18 protein-coding genes and 1 pseudogene are annotated in these 18,403 nt (G+C 49.2%); 11 read left to right on the top strand and 8 right to left on the bottom strand.

Annotated elements, in window-relative coordinates; translation table 11 throughout:
* The first annotated feature begins 154 nt into the window (after positions 1-154).
* On the top strand, positions 155-532 hold the full coding sequence (locus ACZ5ZZ_RS14860; protein ID WP_464132058.1) for a hypothetical protein: 378 nt from the start codon (positions 155-157) through the stop codon (positions 530-532).
* Positions 533-594: 62 nt separating this feature from the next.
* On the opposite strand, the gene ACZ5ZZ_RS14855 is transcribed toward ACZ5ZZ_RS14860, so the two are convergent.
* Positions 595-1,983: a hypothetical protein gene (locus ACZ5ZZ_RS14855; protein ID WP_464132057.1), complete on the bottom strand. Its 1,389-nt coding sequence runs from the start codon at positions 1,981-1,983 to the stop codon at positions 595-597.
* Positions 1,984-2,314: 331 nt separating this feature from the next.
* On the opposite strand from ACZ5ZZ_RS14855, the gene ACZ5ZZ_RS14850 reads away from it, so the two are divergent.
* Complete coding sequence (locus ACZ5ZZ_RS14850) at positions 2,315-3,511, top strand: KamA family radical SAM protein (protein ID WP_464132056.1); 1,197 nt, start codon at positions 2,315-2,317, stop codon at positions 3,509-3,511.
* A 278-nt stretch (positions 3,512-3,789) separates the two neighbouring features.
* Positions 3,790-4,623, top strand: a complete 834-nt coding sequence (locus ACZ5ZZ_RS14845; RefSeq protein WP_464118505.1) for a flagellin N-terminal helical domain-containing protein — start codon at positions 3,790-3,792, stop codon at positions 4,621-4,623.
* Positions 4,624-4,674: 51 nt separating this feature from the next.
* On the opposite strand, the gene ACZ5ZZ_RS14840 is transcribed toward ACZ5ZZ_RS14845, so the two are convergent.
* From ACZ5ZZ_RS14840 to ACZ5ZZ_RS14830, 3 genes are all read right to left on the bottom strand, one after another.
* The gene (locus ACZ5ZZ_RS14840; RefSeq protein WP_464132054.1) at positions 4,675-6,123 is read right to left on the bottom strand and encodes a HAMP domain-containing methyl-accepting chemotaxis protein; all 1,449 of its coding nucleotides are present in this window, start codon (positions 6,121-6,123) and stop codon (positions 4,675-4,677) included.
* 256 nt (positions 6,124-6,379) lie between these two features.
* Positions 6,380-6,874 (bottom strand): hypothetical protein, encoded by a 495-nt coding sequence (locus ACZ5ZZ_RS14835; RefSeq protein ID WP_464132053.1) that lies wholly within the window; start codon positions 6,872-6,874, stop codon positions 6,380-6,382.
* 70 nt (positions 6,875-6,944) lie between these two features.
* Positions 6,945-9,245, bottom strand: a complete 2,301-nt coding sequence (locus ACZ5ZZ_RS14830; RefSeq protein WP_464118502.1) for an ATP-dependent helicase — start codon at positions 9,243-9,245, stop codon at positions 6,945-6,947.
* Positions 9,246-9,417: 172 nt separating this feature from the next.
* Here ACZ5ZZ_RS14830 and ACZ5ZZ_RS14825 point away from each other — a divergent pair, with 172 nt between their 5' ends.
* Together ACZ5ZZ_RS14825 and ACZ5ZZ_RS14820 are read left to right on the top strand one after the other, a co-directional pair.
* Entirely contained in the window at positions 9,418-10,752 is a 1,335-nt protein-coding gene (locus tag ACZ5ZZ_RS14825) for a hypothetical protein (RefSeq protein ID WP_464140085.1), read from the top strand.
* Positions 10,749-11,345, top strand: coding sequence for a hypothetical protein (locus ACZ5ZZ_RS14820; RefSeq protein WP_464140083.1), 597 nt, complete (start codon positions 10,749-10,751; stop codon positions 11,343-11,345). The genes ACZ5ZZ_RS14825 and ACZ5ZZ_RS14820 overlap by 4 nt, the downstream gene beginning before the upstream one ends.
* 64 nt (positions 11,346-11,409) lie before the next feature.
* On the opposite strand, the gene ACZ5ZZ_RS14815 is transcribed toward ACZ5ZZ_RS14820, so the two are convergent.
* A complete protein-coding gene (locus ACZ5ZZ_RS14815; protein ID WP_464132050.1) occupies positions 11,410-12,201 on the bottom strand; it encodes an SPOR domain-containing protein in 792 nt (263 codons plus the stop codon).
* Positions 12,202-12,334: 133 nt separating this feature from the next.
* Here ACZ5ZZ_RS14815 and ACZ5ZZ_RS14810 point away from each other — a divergent pair, with 133 nt between their 5' ends.
* Positions 12,335-13,186 carry an inositol monophosphatase family protein gene (locus ACZ5ZZ_RS14810; protein ID WP_464118495.1) on the top strand — a complete coding sequence of 284 codons (852 nt, stop codon included), beginning with the start codon at positions 12,335-12,337 and terminating at the stop codon, positions 13,184-13,186.
* 12 nt (positions 13,187-13,198) lie between these two features.
* Here ACZ5ZZ_RS14810 and ACZ5ZZ_RS14805 read toward each other — a convergent pair whose 3' ends face one another.
* The 3 genes from ACZ5ZZ_RS14805 to ACZ5ZZ_RS14795 all read right to left on the bottom strand — a co-directional run bounded on the left by ACZ5ZZ_RS14805 (position 13,199) and on the right by ACZ5ZZ_RS14795 (position 14,765).
* Positions 13,199-13,987, bottom strand: coding sequence for a murein L,D-transpeptidase catalytic domain family protein (locus tag ACZ5ZZ_RS14805; RefSeq protein ID WP_464118494.1), 789 nt, complete (start codon positions 13,985-13,987; stop codon positions 13,199-13,201).
* Positions 13,988-14,153: 166 nt separating this feature from the next.
* Positions 14,154-14,450 (bottom strand): hypothetical protein, encoded by a 297-nt coding sequence (locus ACZ5ZZ_RS14800; RefSeq protein ID WP_464118493.1) that lies wholly within the window; start codon positions 14,448-14,450, stop codon positions 14,154-14,156.
* A 33-nt stretch (positions 14,451-14,483) separates the two neighbouring features.
* A complete protein-coding gene (locus tag ACZ5ZZ_RS14795) occupies positions 14,484-14,765 on the bottom strand; it encodes a CsbD family protein (protein WP_464132047.1) in 282 nt (93 codons plus the stop codon).
* A gap of 225 nt (positions 14,766-14,990) precedes the next feature.
* Here ACZ5ZZ_RS14795 and ACZ5ZZ_RS14790 point away from each other — a divergent pair, with 225 nt between their 5' ends.
* The 5 genes and pseudogenes from ACZ5ZZ_RS14790 (at position 14,991) to fliP (ending at position 18,398) form a co-directional block, all read left to right on the top strand.
* Positions 14,991-15,554 carry a flagellar basal body-associated FliL family protein gene (locus tag ACZ5ZZ_RS14790; RefSeq protein WP_464140081.1) on the top strand — a complete coding sequence of 188 codons (564 nt, stop codon included), beginning with the start codon at positions 14,991-14,993 and terminating at the stop codon, positions 15,552-15,554.
* A gap of 9 nt (positions 15,555-15,563) precedes the next feature.
* On the top strand, positions 15,564-16,565 hold the full coding sequence (gene fliM / locus ACZ5ZZ_RS14785; protein ID WP_464118489.1) for a flagellar motor switch protein FliM: 1,002 nt from the start codon (positions 15,564-15,566) through the stop codon (positions 16,563-16,565).
* 125 nt (positions 16,566-16,690) lie between these two features.
* Positions 16,691-16,942, top strand: a pseudogene (fliN, locus tag ACZ5ZZ_RS14780) (flagellar motor switch protein FliN); the annotation flags it as partial.
* A gap of 5 nt (positions 16,943-16,947) precedes the next feature.
* Positions 16,948-17,640, top strand: a complete 693-nt coding sequence (locus ACZ5ZZ_RS14775; RefSeq protein WP_464118487.1) for a FliO/MopB family protein — start codon at positions 16,948-16,950, stop codon at positions 17,638-17,640.
* Positions 17,637-18,398 (top strand): flagellar type III secretion system pore protein FliP, encoded by a 762-nt coding sequence (gene fliP / locus ACZ5ZZ_RS14770; protein ID WP_464118485.1) that lies wholly within the window; start codon positions 17,637-17,639, stop codon positions 18,396-18,398. Before ACZ5ZZ_RS14775 ends, fliP begins: the two co-directional genes overlap by 4 nt.
* The last annotated feature ends 5 nt before the right edge of the window (positions 18,399-18,403 follow it).

Here is an 18,403-nt window from a genome sequence, read left to right as displayed (position 1 = left end):
GCAACTTGTACGACAGCTTGATGACTACTTGAAACATCTTGTTTGGTGGTGAGCAGGGCCCGGGGGGCGAAAGTCCCCCGGGATTTTTTTTGCCTTAAAACATTCTAGACAAGCTTTGGGATCTTTGTAAGATCAGGATTCCAGGAGGCTATCTATGAAAACTTTCGCTCTATCGGCGGTCTTTCTATGGGTTTCAGGTTTCACTTCTTCCGCTCAGGCTTGGACGGAAGTGGCCTATGAAACAATCTTTGCCGACTATCCTGTGTATCAGCAGATCGTTCTGCGTAAAAGCAAGGTCGAATATCAAGAAATCATGGTTCAAGTGATGAATCCAGGTGGCGCCCGCATTCAAAGGGCTGAAGTCATCACAGAAAACGGGTGGTCACTGCCAGCTTGGCGTTTGGAAGGCGATTACCGCTTCGGAATGCAGCAAACCGATATGTTCCAAAAATCCAAGGTTCGCTACGTTAGAATGTACCTGTCCACTCTGCGTCCCCGAGAGCCGGTTCGCCTGCGCGTGATGATGCGCTAAAAAGAAAAAAGGGCCCGTCGTGGGCCCTTCGGAGGATCAAATCTACTTTTCATTCGTACAAATTACTGACGACCGCGGATCTGTTGTCTCATTTGCAGAGCTTCCGCTGTCGCTTCGCGAGGTGTTCCGAAGGAAACTCCGCCACCGCTTGTAGTCAGTGGTGCCGAGAGTGTCGCTCCAGTTCTGGTGGATACCGGATTGGTTCCTGCTGGAACAGTTGTTGTCCCTTGTTGAGGAATCACACCGATCTGGGAGTTCTGTACAGGGGTCACTCCTGGAATGACACCGATATTAGCACCGCGACCTGGATTCTGCATTCGGGCACTGAGGTCAATGCTTGGCACGGTCACTTGAGTTGCTGGTGTTGTGCCCCAGTGGATGTTGGCAGCTTCGATATTTAGACGTGACAATAATTCGCGATAAGCTTTTGCATTAGCATCACTGATATTACCAATGAACTGTCCTGCGGAGATGGCCTCGTTGTTGGCTGTTGTGAAAGAGTTTGCAAGGGATGAAGCGCCAATTTGGATTTTATCTTTTTCAACGATTAGTGCCGCGGTCTCATTAGGATCCTTTGAGGCCTTGATTCTATTCACGATGTCCTGATGCAGAGAAGCTTCGTATTTTAGGATCTCTGACTGGGCGATAAATACTTTTTGGCGGATTGTTTCATGCGATGCTGGCATATTCGAAATGAACTTTTCATAGCTGCTTAGGATTTCAGCAAGCTTGCTTTGGCCTTCGGCAACCAATTCTCTGTTTTCAAACGTGTTGAACGCTGGGTTGTTCAGATTTGCTGCATGCGCAGCAAAGTACGCTGCATTTCTTCCCTGAGACAAAGAGCGCAACAACGATGGTTGAACTTCCTTGGTAAAGAACTGATTTGCTTCTTGGGTTGTAATTTTTTTGTTACTTTCAAGCAGATCCGGAAGTCTTTCGGCATAGCAATCGGTCTTCTCTATATCAGAGTCAGAGTTCTTACATGCCTGACGGATGCCAGCGAAATAGTCGACTTTCTTTTTCTCGGCGACTTCTTCGGTGGCCTCAACTGCATCCTCCTCCACTTCTTCTTTCTTTACGACCTTCTTTTTGGAAGCGGCGGATTCTTTGGCAAGTTGCTTCATCAATTCTACATTTAGAGAATCGATGTCGGATTTGTTCTTAACACTCAAAGTAATAGTGTCATATCCGCATTTGTCTGTGCAGATTTTGCCTTCAGTTGTCTTCTTTGGAACCAAGGCCAGGACTTCCTCATCCCCATTATCAATGTATTTAACGGGCATAACACCGTCAGCAGTGTACACCTTGCTTTCCATCAGATCACCGCTTGTGGAAGCGAAGTCTGCGGAAGCAATCCCATCAGAGTGAGAGTTGAAAGATACATTAACACCTAAAACAGCCAGTAAGGCCGTTGTCAGAACCCATTTCTTTTGTGGGTATGTGAATTTCATAAGTCCTCCTGTGTGAAGGGAACATCCAGTCCCTTTTATCTACTCAGATGTAAAGCGAAGGCCGGGCCAAAAGGGGGTGTCTGTGCCACAGGTTCTAAGCGCATGAAATACCTAAGGGTTCTCATGTTGAGAAAGCACATGGGCCCGAAGACGACTGTAAAACTTGTGGTGTCCCAGCCTGAGAACCACAAAAAACCGCGCATTTTCATATAGTTAAAACAGTAAGGGCTGACTTTGTGACGGCCCTTGAAAAGCGCCCCTTTCGGTCACTTTTTGCAAGGTAAAGGGCCTTCTCCTTGCTAAATAGAGCCATTTCCTTCATAAAACAGCCATGAAGTTTCATTTCCCGCGAAGCCCGCGCCCAGAATCTATTGCAGAATCCGATTGGAATAATTGGACCTGGCAGCTTCGTCATTCACTTAAAACGCAGGATGACTTTGCGGCTCACTTCGATTTGAACGAAGATGAAAAAGCGGCGTTTGTCGGTGGGAAAGAACTCTTCAATGTTCGAACGACGCCTTATTATGCAAGCCTTGCCAAGCAAGGTCCCGACGGGCAATCGTTGCGCCAGATTTTGATGCCACATCGATTTGAAATCGAAGAAGGCGATCAGCAGATGCTGGATCCTTTGGGCGAGCGTGTGAATAAAGCAGCACCGCGTTTGATCCATCGCTATTCTGACCGCGTTCTGTTTTTGATCACGGATATTTGCAGTGTCTATTGTCGTTTCTGCACGCGAAAACACTTCACAGGACAAGAGCAGGCTTTTATCCGTAATGAAGAATACGAGCAGGCCCTGGCGTATATTCGCTCGCACACAGGATTGCGCGAGGTGATTCTGTCAGGCGGCGATCCGCTGACCGTCAGCGACAAGCAGCTGGATCGCGTTTTGACAGATCTGCGTGCGATTGAACATGTCGAGATCATCCGTATCGGTTCGCGTATGCCTGTGGTGTGCCCAATGCGTATTACTGACGATCTGGTGCAAATCATGAAGAAGCATAAGCCTGTCTTCCTGATGTCCCACTTCAATCATCCGGCAGAACTCACGGCAGAAGCGGTCGAGGCTCTGGAAAGGCTTGTGGATAACGGAATTCCGGTAATGAATCAGATGGTTCTGCTTAATGGAATCAACAATCATCCGGCGCTGGTGCAGGCTTTAAACCGTCGCTTGTTATATCTGCGCGTGAAGCCGTATTACATGTTCCAGTGTGACCCGTCACAAGGCACAGATCATTTGCGAACTTCTGTGGAAGATTCATTGGAAATTCAAAAAGAGCTGTGGGGGCATTTGTCAGGTCTGGCGATGCCGAATCTGTCTTTGGATATTCCCAACGGCGGTGGCAAAACTTACCTTGTTCCGAACTTTGAGGTTGGCCAGGAGGGTCGAACTCGCCATTATGTCGGCTGGGACGGCGTCAAAGCCGAGTACATCAGCCCTGCTCCGGAAAGAATCCGCAAGCCCGATGCTTCTTTGTACGAAGCCGAATGGGCGCACTTGAAAAACAGTAAATCCGGTCCTTCTTAAAAAAGAAAACTCTTTTCCTACGCCCAACAGTCTTCTCGGTCTGAGACAACGGAGATGTATTCTTCCGGGAAAGAAAACAAGTTCTCGTAGAACAATCAGCCCTTCGCAGAGGTCGTGTCTTGTTAACGACCGGTAAAATTCGTTCCATAGTCTCGTGAAGTACTTAGCTGAACTCCCGAAAAGTTTTGTAAGGAACAAGTCGTCAACTCGGATGTTGGCGATGAACTGTACAGGGAGGCCGTGGCTATGATGATGACAGACTGATGGGGAAGTAAGAAATGGGAATGAGAGTAACAACCAACATTGCGGCACTCAACGCACAAAGAAATCTGGTGGGCGCGCAAAGAGTCGTTAATGACTCAATGGCCAAGCTCGCCTCCGGAAGTCGCATCAACAAAGCAGCAGATGATGCTGCAGGCTTGGCAATTTCCGAGGGCTTAAAGGCGCAGATCCGTTCCGCAGCTCAGGCACAGCGTAATGCAAACGATGGTATTTCCATGATTCAAACGGCCGAAGGTGGTTTGAACGAAGTGGGGAACATCATTGTTCGCTTGCGTGAACTGGGTATTCAGGCGGCTTCTGATACGGTCGGTGAAACTGAACGTGGCATGCTCAACAAAGAAGTGCAGCAGTTGACCAGCGAGATGCAAAGAATCGCCAAGTCCACGACTTGGGGGACGACGAAGCTTTTGGATGGCTCTGCGCCGAACTTCGATTTCCAGGTGGGAATTGGCAACGATCCGTTTGCAGATCGAATTTCTTTTGAAGCAGGTAAGCACGCAGCTACTTTGGATGCCCTGGGATTGGACGGTTTGGACTTCTCTACAAAAGAGGGAGCTCAAACAGCCTTGAAGAGATTGGATGATGCGCAGACAAATGTCAGTGGCACCCGAGCGTATTTGGGAGCTTTGCAGAATCGTCTGACATCCACAGCAGACAACTTGGGTGTGACGCAGGAAAACCTGTCCGCTGCCAACAGCCGTATCCGTGATACTGACGTAGCGGCCGCTTCCAGCGAGATGGTTAGAAATAATATTTTATTGCAGGCAGGAACTTCGGTTCTGTCGCAAGCAAATCAGGCAAATCAATTGGCACTCAAGCTGATTGGCTAGCCGAAACTCCGTTAATGAAAAGGGGGATCTCGTTTGAGATCCCCCTTTTTTTTATGCTGCTTTATGTCCTTCGATCAGATCGCGCAAATCTGTGATTAATCGGTCCACTGCCTCGGTCTTCTCGTTGAGGTCCCGAGCAATCTGGGACACCTGCTCAGAGGCTTTGGTGTTGTCCTGAGAGGTGGAATCAAGGCTGAGCAAAGCATCACTGACCTGTCGAATGCCCACTCTTTGTTCTTCGCTGGTGGAGGCGATATTCTGATTGTAGGACGATACTTGTTCGATGCTCTTTTGAATGGTCGTTAAGACATTCTGGCTTTGTTCGGCCTTGGCGACGCCATCTTGGATCGAGTGGGCACTAGCCGTTATGAGTTCTGAGATTTCTTTGGCCGAAACAGAGCTTCTTTGCGCCAGGGTTCGTACAGCGTCCGCGACAACAGCAAAGCCTCGGCCAGCTTCTCCTGCGCGTGCGGCTTCTACAGCAGCATTCAGTGCCAGTAGGTTTGTTTGAAAGGCGATGTCTTCGATGATATTGATGATCTCCTGCATTTTGCGTGAGCTGGAGTTTATTTCATTCATCGATTGCATCAGTTGGTGAACTGTTTTCGAACCATCTGCTGCAGAAGTCATGGATTGTTCCGAAGCCTGCTTGGCGTGAAGGGCGTTTTCGTTGCTGATTCTGACAATGGACTCAATTTGTGTGATGGAGGCTGTGCTTGCTTCCAGCATTGAGGCCGCTTTGTTGGCTCCATCATGGACGGTTGAGCTTGCGTCAGAAAGGTTGCTTGCAGCGCGGTGGACTTCCGTGGAATTCAAAGCCAAAGCATCACAGATATTTTTGACCCTTCTTGCGATAGAGATCGAAGCCAGGAATGAAACAATTCCCGCAAGTGCGATAGCAACAAGAGAGAAAATACTGACCCATGATCGGGCATTCGCTTCGGCATTCTGAGCATTACCAGCTGAGCTGTCAGCATAGTCCACCTGATATTTTGTTTCTACCAGCAGGGGTTTGTAGATGGCTGCGGCCTTGACTTCGCAGATATCGCGGATCAAGGTGACAATCCGGTCCTCATTGTTTTTATAGTCCTTTGCCAGAGTCAGGACCTCGGTTCCAAACTCCTTGAACTCCTGCCAGCTTTTAAGGAACTCCTGAAAACTTTTTCGATTCTTAGATTGGCGGTCAATCTGAGTGTAGGCTTCTATGTGCTTTTCGAAAGAAGTGATTTGCATTTTGGATTGTTCAATATAGTGGTCTACATCCTCCTGTGAATTTCCTGCCAGGCCTATGCTGCGAACATGGATGCGGAGTTCACGGATGGTGGATCTTAAGTCGGCGAGCTCTTTCAAAGAGGGCAGGTTGTCTTGGGCGACAACTTTGTATTCGGCACTGACTTTGTGAAGGAAGTAGAATCCGATTGCGCCGCTACTTGCCGAAAGCAAAGCCACAAACAGGCCCATTGATGTTAACTTTGCTTTTAAACTCCACGACTTGATCATCACATTCCCTTGAAGATGTTAAAATAACTTAACATCGCATCGGGTGATTGCCCTAGGGACATGAGCTAATACTTGACGGCATTTTGAATGCGTTGGCGAACTGGACGAATTCTCCTCTTACAGAATTGTTCGGCCAGCTATCTTCCAGATGATCGTGAAGCTTCCTCGGAGAGATCTTCGGGGGACGAATAACATTTGTGAGGTAAAAAAAAGCCCGGGGGTGCCGGGCTTTCGCGAACGTGATTGTATCTTGCAATTAGAAATTGAAAGAGTACACAACCGAAGTGAAGGCTGTGCTAGAGAATGTGTCGCTGTCAAACCAGTTCCACGCTTCGAAGCGCTCAAGACCTAAAGCGCCAGCGCCGTTGGGAAGTTTCAACTGGCCACCATAACGGAAGCTTGGGCCCACAACAGTTTTATCATCCATGCCATCCATCTTGATCATGGAAATACCAAAACCTGGCGCCAGATAAGCGGTGGCATTGGAGGCTTCAACAAGTCTCAACATAGAGTGAGCACCGAAAGTAAGAACCTGAGGAACGTTGGCATCTTTCTTTTCAGTTTGCAGGAAGATGTAAGCGCCCAAGGCACCCTGATCGTTGTCGAATTCCATTCTGCCGCCGATGTTCAAAGCGGAGCTGGACATACCCAGGTTGATGCTTGCTGTTTTACCGGAATAGGCAGCCACGTTTCTAGCTGCAAAGGACATGGAAGAAGACAATAGGCACAAAGCCACGATTAGTTTTTTCATTTAAGACTCCTTTAGTTTGTACGCCAAAGAAGTCTGTCATGATTCATTTTTTTGGCAAGCCAAAACGCGCTTAGACGCGCTCCAGTCGGGCATATTTAACGACAAACTTTTTCACCGTATTGTCCGTGAACATGACACTGACCTTGAAGTTCTCGCCAGTGCCTTCCGTTGCGTAGACAGTGCCCACCCCAAAGGTGGGGTGTCGGACGCGCATGCCTTTTGAAAACGGGGCGCCGCCAGAACTGTCCCCATCGTAGTCCGGGAAGTCCTGCACATCATCATAGCTTTGACTGCGGGCTTTGTTGCGCTCAAAGCCTCCGCCGCCGGTGTTGCCCCACTTGCCAGCGCCGCCGCCAAAGTCTGAATCGTAAGAACTGGAGCCATAGCGGGATACGAAGCGGGGAGCTTCGGCCGATGTTTTGAAATCGATCAAATTCTGCGGGATCTCTTTGATGAACCGGGATGGCGGATTGAACTGTTCCTGCCCCCAAACCCGGCGCATTTTTGCGTAGGTCAGCCAGAGCTTCTGGCGAGCGCGGGTCATGCCCACGTATGCCAAGCGGCGTTCTTCCTCGACGTCCTCTTCACTGTCGCTTTCAGCGCTGCGAGCACTCGGGAACAGATTCTCTTCCATTCCAACGACAAAGACATAAGGGTACTCCAGGCCTTTGGAGATATGCAAAGTCATCATTGTGACCGAGTTCTGTTCCTGATCCAAAGAATCCACATCGTTCACCAGGGCCATCTCTTCAAGGAAGCTTGTCAAAGTGGATTCTTCACCGCGCTCTTTGACGAATTGAGCAATAGCATTATCCAACTCTTCCAAGTTTTCGATCCGCGCTTGCGCTTCCGGGGATTCGTCTTTTTTCAGGGCCGCCAGATATTCGGTGCGATCCAGAACGATATGATAGAAGTCCACCAACTTGAAGTCCTTGGCGTTCGCTTGAAGCTCGGTCATCAGCTCCAGGAAACGACGAATCTTGCCGGTCGTTCCCGCATTGAACAGGCGTTCATCGCAGGCTTTAAAGGCCGCTTCGAACATGCTTAGGTTTTTATGGGCTGCGTACTCTTCAATCTTTTCGATCGTGGTCTTGCCGATACCACGTGCCGGGACGTTGATAATACGTTTCAAGGCAATATCGTCCGCCGGATTGATGGACAGCTTCATGTAAGAAAGCATGTCTTTGATTTCCATACGCTCATAGAAGCGCACGCCACCGACCAGGCGATACGGAATCCCCATGGTGCGAAGTTGTTCTTCCAGCACGCGCGACTGCGCATTGGTGCGATAGAAGATCGCATAGTCGTTATAGGACCCTTCGCCTTCATTCATCATGGACTGGATGGTCTTTGCAACAAAGCGTCCTTCTTCGTATTCGTTCTTTTCTTCGCGAACGTGAATCAAGTCACCGGCATCGTTGGAGGTGAAAAGAGTTTTATCTTTTCGTTGAGAGTTGTTTTTGATAACCGCCGTGGCGCCATTGACGATATTCGCAGAGGAACGATAGTTTTCCTCCAGCTTCACCACCTTGGCATCGCGGAAGTCTTTCTCAAAATCCAGGATGTTTTTAATATCCGCCCCACGCCAGCTGTAGATCGACTGATCCTCGTCACCAACCACGCAAAGATTTCGATGGGCAGAAGCCAGCATTTGCACCAGCAGGTACTGGATGTGATTGGTGTCCTGATACTCGTCGACCATGATGTAGCGGAACTTCTTCTGATACATCTGCAAAACATCCGGATACATGCGGAAAAGATCGTAAGTCTTCAGCAGCAAATCATCGAAGTCCAAACTGTTGGCCTTCTTCATTTCGTTTTCGTAGGCCTTGTACACCTGCACGGTCTTTTGATCCATCAGGCGCTTGGAGGACTTCTCAAGCCCGTCCGGAGAAAGTCCCATCATTTTCGCACTGCTGATGCGGCTTTGAAAGCTCTTCGCCGGATACATCTTGTCGTTGATGTCCAGAGCCGTCATGACCTTCTTGATCTGACTGAGCTGATCGGAAGAATCATAGATCCCGAAGAAGGGTTTGTAGTCGAGCAAAGTGATGTGTTGGCGCAGGACACGCACGCAGAAGCTGTGGAAAGTGCTGATCCAAAGCTGGGAATGAATCATGGCGCCCATGTCAGACAGGATCTTGTAAATACGGTGCTCCATCTCTTTGGCGGCCTTGTTTGTGAAGGTCACGCAAAGGATCTCGTCCGGGGCGGCCACCCCTTGACCGATGATATTGGCCATACGGTGAGTCAGAACGCGGGTCTTGCCAGAACCAGCACCGGCAAGAATCAGCAAAGGGCCTTCCAGGGTTTCAACGGCATCCTTCTGGGCGGGGTTCAGATTTTTGGTAACAAAATCAAGTACATCCATGGCGGCTTCCTTCACCTGCGTTCTCGGGGCTGTCAAACTTGTAGTGAGACTGACAAAGTTTGTCTATCTCTAAGTTTTTATTGAGGTTTTGGAGTTTTTTCACTATAACTATAACGCAATAAGTCAAGTGAGCGAGAGAACCCTCCCGTTTATAGAGCTTAGAGAGGACTTTGTGAAGCGCGTTTTTAGCCGGATCACCGCAACAATTTTAGCTGTCGGGACTTTAAGTGCCTGCGCTCCTCAGTCGGAAACGGCCGAGGAAAAAGGCACGGTCCGTGTTCTGGCTCCACAGTCGGATTCCCAATCAGGATATGCGCTAAAGACGGTGGATTTGTTAGGGATCAGTGATCTGCAAACCGTGTCCGGTAAATTTGTGCGCTTCTTTATGAGCCCTCGAATCGTGAAAGGCAAACTCACGGGCCGCCCGGCCGTCAGCCGTTTTATCAAAAACCCAGAGGGCGAGTTTATTCCGGCAAATGAGATGACCCAGCAGTTGGTGGCAATCTATGCCCACACTCAGCGACTGGCTCAGTTGGATGATGAGCTGGGGGCTGGTGGCATCAATAGCTGGCCGCGTGACGTGGGTGTCGGTGTTCGCGTCAAGGGTGGGCAGAACAACAATGCCTATTATGACGGTGACACGGATTCCATGCTGGTGGTGCCATACAATCAAGCGGGTCTGCCGATTGCGATCAATGGCGGAATTCTGGCTCACGAACACTTCCACTCCCTGTTCTACAAAGTGGTTATCAAAGACACAGCTGAAACCAAAGCCACTGCGCACACTCTTGAGAACTTCATTGGAACAACGTCGATTGTGGCCGAAGATCTGACTGCCAGAGGCCGGCTGAAGCCTTCTGACATTGAAGGGGCTGATCTGGAAGAGGCTTCTTTGCAAAAATACTATCGCCAAGCAATGCTGCGCGGTCTGAACGAAGGCCTGGCGGATTACTGGGGTTGGATGTACACCGGAAATCCGGACTTCATCGCACAGTCATTGCCGAAAGAAAAAATGAATCGTTCCATGAATGTGGATGGAGTCTTTGCGACTTACGAACTGCCAAGTGCAACCACAATTAAAAACAGCATTCAGGTGTTCTATAAAGCCGGTGATACCAAGAAATTTGAAAGTTATGTGACTGGCTATGCATATGTTATCGGGACGCAGTTTTCCCGCATGTTGAAAGGTTTTACGGAAGTTTCAGCCAAGGAACGCGGACTGGAATCATTAGCAGCCCGCAAGGACGTGGCGAAAGTGATTCTGCGCACGTTGAGCACTTTAAAGACTGAACTGGTTGAAGGTGAAGCTCCCTACTATCCTGCTGAAAAGTATGTCATGAGCTTTGCCAAGGAACTTCCGGAAATGAAGCAGGCAGAATGTGAATTCCTGGCTGGTGTTATGAATGATTCCACCGATGAGGCCAACACAAGATATTCCTGCAAGAAGAACGCGTCGGGCTTGAGCATTGAATCCAACACCATCAGCTCTCAGGAAGTTGTGGAATGAGAATTCTTATCGTACTACTTATTCTGGCGATATCAGGAGGGGCTGGGGCTCAGGAATCCCGCATGAAGATCAAAGCTGAAGACACCGTGTCTTTGCTGGCTCTGTATCCCCTGACCTATGAAATGCGCTATGAGCGGGGTAATTCCCAGGATCTTGAAAGCCGTCAGCCTGTTAACTTCGGATTGGGCTATCACCGCAGTCGTTACAGTGTGCTTTTTGAATACAGTCATTTTTCTAATGAGACCGGCAACAGCACCTCGTCCATTGAACGAAAGCATAAGGACTTGTTGATGTGGGGTCGTTACAATCTGGTTTCCGGAGCCGAAGAGCACATGCGAGGCATTGTGTATCTGGGGGCGGGGCTGGGGGGCTATGAAGAGGAAGTGATTACGACTTTCATGGGCTCTTCCCGCAGCGACAAGACTGCAATGAAAGTGATGGGCGGAGCAAGTGCTGGCCTTGAGATGTTTATGACCGGCCGCTATGGTGGCGTCTCGGCGGCTCTTGAGACTCGGGCTTTGATGGGCCCTGATTTTGATCCCAATCCAGTCTTCGGCGTTATTCTGCGCCTGGGTTTGGTTCTGCCTTTATAAAATAAAAAAGCCCCGCTTGTGGCGAGGCTTCTTTAAGGAATTTTAAAAGCGGTACTTCTAAAAACTATTCAGTGATTTTCTGAACAATTGCAGAGCCAACTTTGGCTTTCGTCACAAGCTCTGTGCGGTAAGCCTGAGCTTCTTTTTGTGTGGCGAACTGGCCAACACTGACGCGGAACCAGGTTTTGCCTTTGATGTTCGCAGGAACGTAGAAGGCGCTGTAGCCTTTGTTTTTAAGGTCAGAAGCCATTTTCTGTGCTTCTCCTTCATCCGCGTAAGAAGCCACTTGCACAGTGAATTTGCCCACTGCGAACTGAGCGACATCTTTCGGCAAAGAGGATGGCAGACGGTCTTCTTTGGCAGCCACTTTTTTATCTACAGCTTCCAAAGAGGCCGGGGACTTGCCTGCTGCCACAGTTTTTGCCGCTTCAGATGGCTCGTGGTTCTGAGTCACAGGTGTCTTGTCGGCTTTGATAGGCATTGGTTTGTGCGGATCTTTTGGTTCTACTTTTGTTTCAGTTTTGCTTTCAGCCACTTCAGCGTGGTGACCTTCAGTTGCAGGGGCTGTGGCTTCGCCAGCAGCGACCGGCGTGGTTTCGTCAGCCACAAATTCTTCAGCCAGTTTGGCAATTTCTTCATCTGTCATTGCGCCCACTTTGCCTTCAGAGGTCGGCTCAGAAGAAGGAACAGATGCAACTTCGCGTTCAGTGTGAGAAGACTTTTGCGGCTCCAAAGCAGATAGAGCGTGTTGGTTGTCACTATACTTTTTGCCGGCAAAAATACCGATGGAGAAGGACAACAAAGAGATAGAGAAAACTAATGTTAGTTTTACCACGACATCCATTTTAGAACCCATTTTTTCAATCCTCATAATTTTTAAACCCGCTTGAATGCTTAAGTTTCGGGCCCTTCCTTTGGCCCTTCAAACATGGTAGCGTTAATCCGCTAAACTGGTCAATCATCCAAGGGTCTGGCCCAAAGGGGAAAGCGTGGAAAACAGCGTAAAATCAAGGGATTGGAAGCAGGTCTTAGGTCAAGCTATCAAGGCTGTCAGTCTAGGGCGGGAAGTGCTTCTCAATTATTTCGGTAACTTAGAGCACGTGGAAGAAAAGTTCCAGGCGGGTCTTGTCAGTGAAGCCGATAAAGAATCAGAAAGAGTCATCGCAGAGCATCTTAGGAAAAATTTTCCTGAAATTGAATTTTTGGGCGAGGAAACCTTTGCCGCTTCTCATGGAACCGGGACCAATGTCGCGTGGAGCAAGGCCGGCCCCAACGGGCGCTGGATCCTCGATCCGCTGGATGGAACCACGAACTATGTTCATCGCTTTCCGATTTTCTGCATCAGTCTAGGGCTGGAAATTGACGGTCAGATTCAGTTGGCTGTGATTGATGTGCCTATTCTAAAGGAAACTTACACGGCGATTCGTGGCCACGGAGCCTTCGTCAACGGGCGCCGTTTAAGTGTCAGCAAAAACACGGAACTCAAAAAAGGTCTGCTGGCGACGGGTTTTGTGTCAGAGCATGAGCATGTGATCTCAGAGCAGTTGCGCATCTTCGATGAGATGGTCCGCAAATGCCGAGGTGTGCGTCGTCCTGGGGCTGCCGCCTATGATCTTGCGCAAGTGGCTCGGGGTGTGTTTGATGGCTACTGGGAACGAAATATCCAGCCGTGGGATGCGGCTGCGGGAATTCTGCTGGTGGAAGAAGCCGGTGGTGTTGTGCAGACTTATCGCGGAGACAAGTACACGCCTTATAAGAATTCGATAGTGGCAGGCAATGCGGCGATGGTGGCAGAGATACAAAAGGTGCTGGTGCCCCATTTGAGCGAAGGCACCAACTAGAAAGATCGACGGTTACTTTGGATTTGTGCCAACGACCAGTCGGCCGCTTTGTGATTCATCCAGCAAAGTGGAGTGGTAGTGGAAAATCACACTGCCTTTTTGCAGGTAAGGAATCAGTTTGTCAGCCATGGAAAGGGAGAGTGCTGGGCAACCCCAGCTAAGCCCCAGGCGGCCGAAAGGCTGACCGGTCTTTGGATTTTTCATATTTATAAAGTCCTCGCCCACATACCAGGCTCCGTGGACAACGATGTCACGGTTATAAGCCTGATCATTGGATTTTTGCAGACCATACATGCGCAAGGTCTTGCCGTAAGAGCCTGTGTAGATCTCTCCCGTCAGGTAGAAACCCAGAGAGGTCTGGCGGGAATCTTTGGTGTTACTAAATTTATAAGCGTAGTTGCCCTCACCACTGCCGATGCCGTGAGAGGCATAATATTTCTGCACATCCCCGGTGCGCATATTTATGAAGTAAAAACGACGTTGAGTGGAAGGGGCAGTATAATCCACGATAGCCACATACTGAGGGTTTTGCAGCGTGACTGTCTTGCTGCTGCGGATACGCTTGTTTTCTTCACAAGGACGGACGCTGGCCGGATCTTTTCCTTCGCAGATGTAGGTGTCCTGATTGAAGCTGCGGCCACGGTTTTCATACATGAATTTAGTCAGTCGAGAGAGCGCGTCGGCCGGAACCCCCGCACTGAGGATCTTTTTGGTGATGGCACTACCGGAAGATTGAGCGTGGGCCGTCAGCCCCAGAGTGCAAATCAGTCCGCCTAAAACCAGATTCAAATACAATTTCATTGGGTCTCCTACTAAATAGGAACCCGTTATAGTATGGCTTGGACAGAATGAAAACTGTCAGGATTTTAGACAGGAATAAAACACAAAAAAGGGACGGAAATTCGCTCTATTGCACCTGGTGTTCGCAAAAAAAATAGGAGAGGGGTTGCCTCTCCTATTCTTCGGGTCAGTGGCTGAGTTTGTTTTTGATATCAGCTAATTTATCGCCCACTTTGTCGCCCCATTTTTCCATGAAGCCTTTGACGGTTGAGTCATCAATGCCGACAGTGCTCATGACCTGATGAACACGCTTGTCCGCTTCGTCCCGGGGAATGCCGGTTTTAGCGGAAACCAAGGACACCAGCTCGTCGGGGTTCTTTAAGGCTTTTCGAATTTCCTCATCGGTCAGATTAAGACCTGCGAACTTCTGTTTCAAAGCGCTGGAGAAAGCTCCGAATTTATTTTCGAAGGATTGCTTGTCCATAGATGCTCCTTCCTCGACCTGGGTCGGGATGTGCTAGTGAGACAACTTACTTTTTATTTTGTCGATTTTTTCATTCACTTTGTCGCTGGCTTTATCTGCACCGCTGGTAAATTTTCTATCCAGGCCCGACATGAAGTCTTTGACCTGACGGGAGGCTTCCTCTTTGGACAGGCCGATCTTTTGTTGAACCAGTCCGCTTAATGCTTCCAAATTGCCTTTTGTTTTTTGGATGTCATCATCGGTGAGGGCGCCCCATTTTTTGCGAATCTCGCCAGAGATCTCTTTAATTTTTCCCTGGAATATGTCTTTGTTCATAAGTACCTCCTTGAGTGGATTCGGCTATCTTTAGGAGGCTCCCGTTTGGTCAAATAGTCAAATTTCTGCGCCAAAACTTTGACTACTGTCATAGAATTACTACCCGGCAAACATTCACTACAGGGGCAAATTTTGCCTGAAATCAAATGTGTTGGACCGCAGTCTTCCTGACAGGACTTGGGTCCTGTTGGCATCTCTGTTGCTTTCAATCTTGATAGGACCACTATGTGGTCATTCATCATGGAGGATGAAGTGGCTGAAGAAAAAGCGGCAGCATCGGAAGCAGTGTCAGCTCCGAGCGGGGGATCTGGACAAAAGCCTATACTACTTATTGCCCTGGCGGTCATTAATATGCTCGTCGTTGCCGGCGTGGGTTTCATGCTTTATTCAAACCGAAAGAAAGAGGCGGCAGAGCCCAAGATCGAACACGTCATTAAAGGTGAGGCGGAAGCTCAACACAAAGAAGCGACCGAAGAGAAGGAAGTCATCGGCAAGGTGGTTCCTTTGGAAACCTTTATCGTTAATCTGGCTGGTTCTAAAGGCCGTCAGGTGGCCAAGGTGAACATGGAGCTGGAAGTGACCGGCAGCCATGCCATGGAGGAACTGGAAAAGCGCAAGGCCCAGATCCGCGATATCATTATTATTATCCTTTCCAGCAAGACTTACGCGGAAGTTTCGTCCCGCGAAGGCAAAGACAGCTTAAGAAGTGAAATCAAGGACACCATTAACTCTTTCCTGGTCCAGGGGAAGATTTCAAACGTGTTCTTCACAGAGTTTATCTATAACTAAGGCAGGACTATGAATCAGGTTCTTTCACAAAGTGAAGTGGATGCTCTGTTAGCGGCGGTCTCCGATGGGGATGTCGCCTCTTCAGAAACATCCAAGCCCGAAGCTCAGAACGTCGGCAAGGTGGACGAGCGTAAGATCGTTTCCTACGATCTGACCAGTCAGGACCGTATTATTCGTGGCCGTCTTCCTCAATTGGAAGTTATCTACGAAAAATTCATGCGGGCCTTCCGGGTATCGTTGTCCTCGGCGCTTCGTAAGATCGCGTCTATCACACTGACCTCCACAGAGTTCTTAAAGTTTGGCGAGTTTATCAATACACTTCCCATGCCCACGTGCATGAGCGTTCTGCGTTTCGGTAATCTGCGTGGTTCTGCCTTGTTTGTTATAGAGAGCAAGCTGGCTTACGCGCTGGTGGACAGCTTCTTCGGTGGGGCGGATCGTCCTTATACAAAAATTGACGGTAAAGACTTCACCCCGATTGAGCTATCCATTGTCCAAAAGGTGGTGGGGCTGGCGATCAATGACATGGAAATGGCCTGGGCCTCCATTGAAAAGATCGGTTGTTCTTTTGTGCGTACCGAGGTGAATCCGCAGTTCGTGGGGATTGTGCCACCGACGGACGTGGTTATTGCCTCCACATTTGACGTGGAATTGGAAAATGCGACGGGCACGATTTCCATCGTGATTCCTTACGCGACCATCGAGCCGATCAAACAGAAGCTACAGACTGGTTTCCAGGTGGAAACGGACCAGACGGACAAAAAGCTTTGGACGGCGATCATTCAGGAGCAGTTGCTGGAAACAGATATGGAAATCAAAGTGAACCTGGGTGAAACCGAAATCAAGTTGCGTGATCTGATGAATCTGAAGGTGGGCGATGTGATCCCGTTGGATCAGGATGCGTCCGGTGAATTCGACGTGGCTGTCGAAGGTGTTAGAAAGTTTAAAGGTTATTACGGAATACATCATGGAACCGTGGCTGTCCAAGTGACCAGACCGGTGGAAAAGTAGGGGGATGAATGAGCGACGATACATTGGACAACCTGGCAGATCAGCTGGTGGCCGAAGCCGCAGGAATGGCTGAAGCTGGCAGTAAAAGAGCCTCCAGCGAAATGCCGACACATAAAGACAGAAACTTGAACCTGATCCTGGATATTCCTCTCAAGGTTTCCGTGGAACTAGGCCGTACCAAAATGCCGGTCAGCGAGCTTTTGAACCTGACTCAAGGCTCTGTGATTGAGCTGAGCAAATTGGCGGGTGAACCGATGGAAGTGTACGTGAACGACAAGTTGATCGCACGCGGTGAGGCCGTTGTGGTGAACGAAAAGTTCGGTGTGCGTTTGACTGATATTATTTCTCCTGCTGAGCGTGTGGAACAGCTCAGATAAGAGGTATGAAAATGCGTTGGTTGCTTTCTTTGATCCTTGTTGTGTCAGTTTCTGCCCAGGCTTCTGAAAAGACGGCAGGCGCTGTTGTTGAGGAGACGACCTTGACGGCCCCGGTGGATTCTGAATCCCAGGAGCTGTCAGCGGCGGCTACGGCGGATCCAAAAGATCTGCCAAAAGTGGACAATCGCAAAGAGTCAGAAATTCTTCTGAATCTGGAAAGTAAAAAGACAGCCTCCAACGAAGGCAGTGGTGTGTTCCGTATTCTGTTTACGTTGTCCCTGTTGGGTATTGTGGGCACCGGAGCTTACTTCTTCCTGAAAAAATACAAAATCCCGCGCGCGATGAAACATCAGACGCAGATCAAGGTTTTGCAGCAGCACTATCTGGGGCCTAAAAAAAGTCTGGCGATTGTGCGTGTGGCGGGTGAATCCATCCTGATTGGCGTGACAGATCATAATATCTCCATGATCAAGTCGCTGTCTCTTTTGGATGATGAGGTTCCGGAAGAGGCTCCACAAAGCTTCGGGAAGGTTCTGGGGCAGTCCGCTCAAGACGCGGACTTTGATGAGACCGCAGAAGAAGTGCCAGCCCCCCGCAAGCGCAGTGCCAAGGACATGGACCTGGATGAAGAGTTCGCCATCAGTGGTATTAAAGACATCGTCTCCAAACGCCTGAAAGGCATGAGGTCTCTTCAGTGATTAAGAATAAATGGGCTCTTTGGAGTCTGCTTCTTTTGCCTCTGACTATCTTTCTGGCAAGTTCGCCTGCGTTGGCGCAGGTCACATTGCCAACAATGAATCTGGGATTTAAGACCACAGACAACCCTAATGAGGTTGTGAATGCTGTGAAACTTATCATGGTCATGACGGTCCTGACCTTGGCTCCGGCCATTTTGATCATGATGACGGGCTTTACCCGTATTATCATCGTATTGTCTTTCCTCAGACAGGCGATGGGGGTTCAACAGATGCCACCCAACCAGCTTCTGGTGGGTCTGGCTTTGTTTTTGACTTTCTTTGTGATGCAGCCGGCGTTCAATGAAATGAACACCAATGGTATTCAGCCCTATATGGCCGGGAAGATCTCTCAGGATCAGGCGCTGGAAAACACATTGGCTCCGCTGCGTAAGTTTATGTTCCATCAAACTCGTGATTCGGATTTGGCGTTGTTCCTGAAGCTTTCCAAAGTGGATAAACCAAAAACCCGCGCGGATGTGCCGACGATGGTTTTGGTTCCGGCTTTTGTGGTTTCCGAGTTGAAGACGGCATTCCAGATCGGTTTTATCATCTTCCTGCCATTCTTAGTGATCGACATCGTGGCCGCCAGTGTTTTGATGGCCATGGGTATGATGATGCTTCCTCCGGTCGTCATTTCGTTGCCGTTTAAAATTATGCTCTTTGTGCTTGTGGATGGATGGGGTCTGCTTATCGGGTCCATGGTCAAGAGTTTCGGGTGAGGTGA

This window comes from Bdellovibrio sp. HM001 (assembly GCF_055397275.1).
The sequence above is the reverse complement of the archived record's forward strand: the minus strand, read 5'-3'. Positions and strand labels throughout refer to the sequence as shown.

Coding starts and splice junctions, on each gene's coding strand:
- fliM (WP_464118489.1), top strand. CDS start 15,564: ATGAATCAGGTTCTTTCACAAAGTGAAGTGGATGCTCTGTTAGCGGCG.
- ACZ5ZZ_RS14815 (WP_464132050.1), bottom strand. CDS start 12,201: ATGGGTTCTAAAATGGATGTCGTGGTAAAACTAACATTAGTTTTCTCT.
- ACZ5ZZ_RS14805 (WP_464118494.1), bottom strand. CDS start 13,987: ATGAAATTGTATTTGAATCTGGTTTTAGGCGGACTGATTTGCACTCTG.
- ACZ5ZZ_RS14850 (WP_464132056.1), top strand. CDS start 2,315: ATGAAGTTTCATTTCCCGCGAAGCCCGCGCCCAGAATCTATTGCAGAA.
- ACZ5ZZ_RS14820 (WP_464140083.1), top strand. CDS start 10,749: ATGAGAATTCTTATCGTACTACTTATTCTGGCGATATCAGGAGGGGCT.
- ACZ5ZZ_RS14800 (WP_464118493.1), bottom strand. CDS start 14,450: ATGGACAAGCAATCCTTCGAAAATAAATTCGGAGCTTTCTCCAGCGCT.
- ACZ5ZZ_RS14830 (WP_464118502.1), bottom strand. CDS start 9,245: ATGGATGTACTTGATTTTGTTACCAAAAATCTGAACCCCGCCCAGAAG.
- ACZ5ZZ_RS14835 (WP_464132053.1), bottom strand. CDS start 6,874: ATGAAAAAACTAATCGTGGCTTTGTGCCTATTGTCTTCTTCCATGTCC.
- ACZ5ZZ_RS14775 (WP_464118487.1), top strand. CDS start 16,948: ATGAAAATGCGTTGGTTGCTTTCTTTGATCCTTGTTGTGTCAGTTTCT.
- ACZ5ZZ_RS14855 (WP_464132057.1), bottom strand. CDS start 1,983: ATGAAATTCACATACCCACAAAAGAAATGGGTTCTGACAACGGCCTTA.
- ACZ5ZZ_RS14795 (WP_464132047.1), bottom strand. CDS start 14,765: ATGAACAAAGACATATTCCAGGGAAAAATTAAAGAGATCTCTGGCGAG.
- ACZ5ZZ_RS14790 (WP_464140081.1), top strand. CDS start 14,991: ATGTGGTCATTCATCATGGAGGATGAAGTGGCTGAAGAAAAAGCGGCA.
- ACZ5ZZ_RS14840 (WP_464132054.1), bottom strand. CDS start 6,123: ATGATCAAGTCGTGGAGTTTAAAAGCAAAGTTAACATCAATGGGCCTG.
- ACZ5ZZ_RS14845 (WP_464118505.1), top strand. CDS start 3,790: ATGGGAATGAGAGTAACAACCAACATTGCGGCACTCAACGCACAAAGA.
- ACZ5ZZ_RS14860 (WP_464132058.1), top strand. CDS start 155: ATGAAAACTTTCGCTCTATCGGCGGTCTTTCTATGGGTTTCAGGTTTC.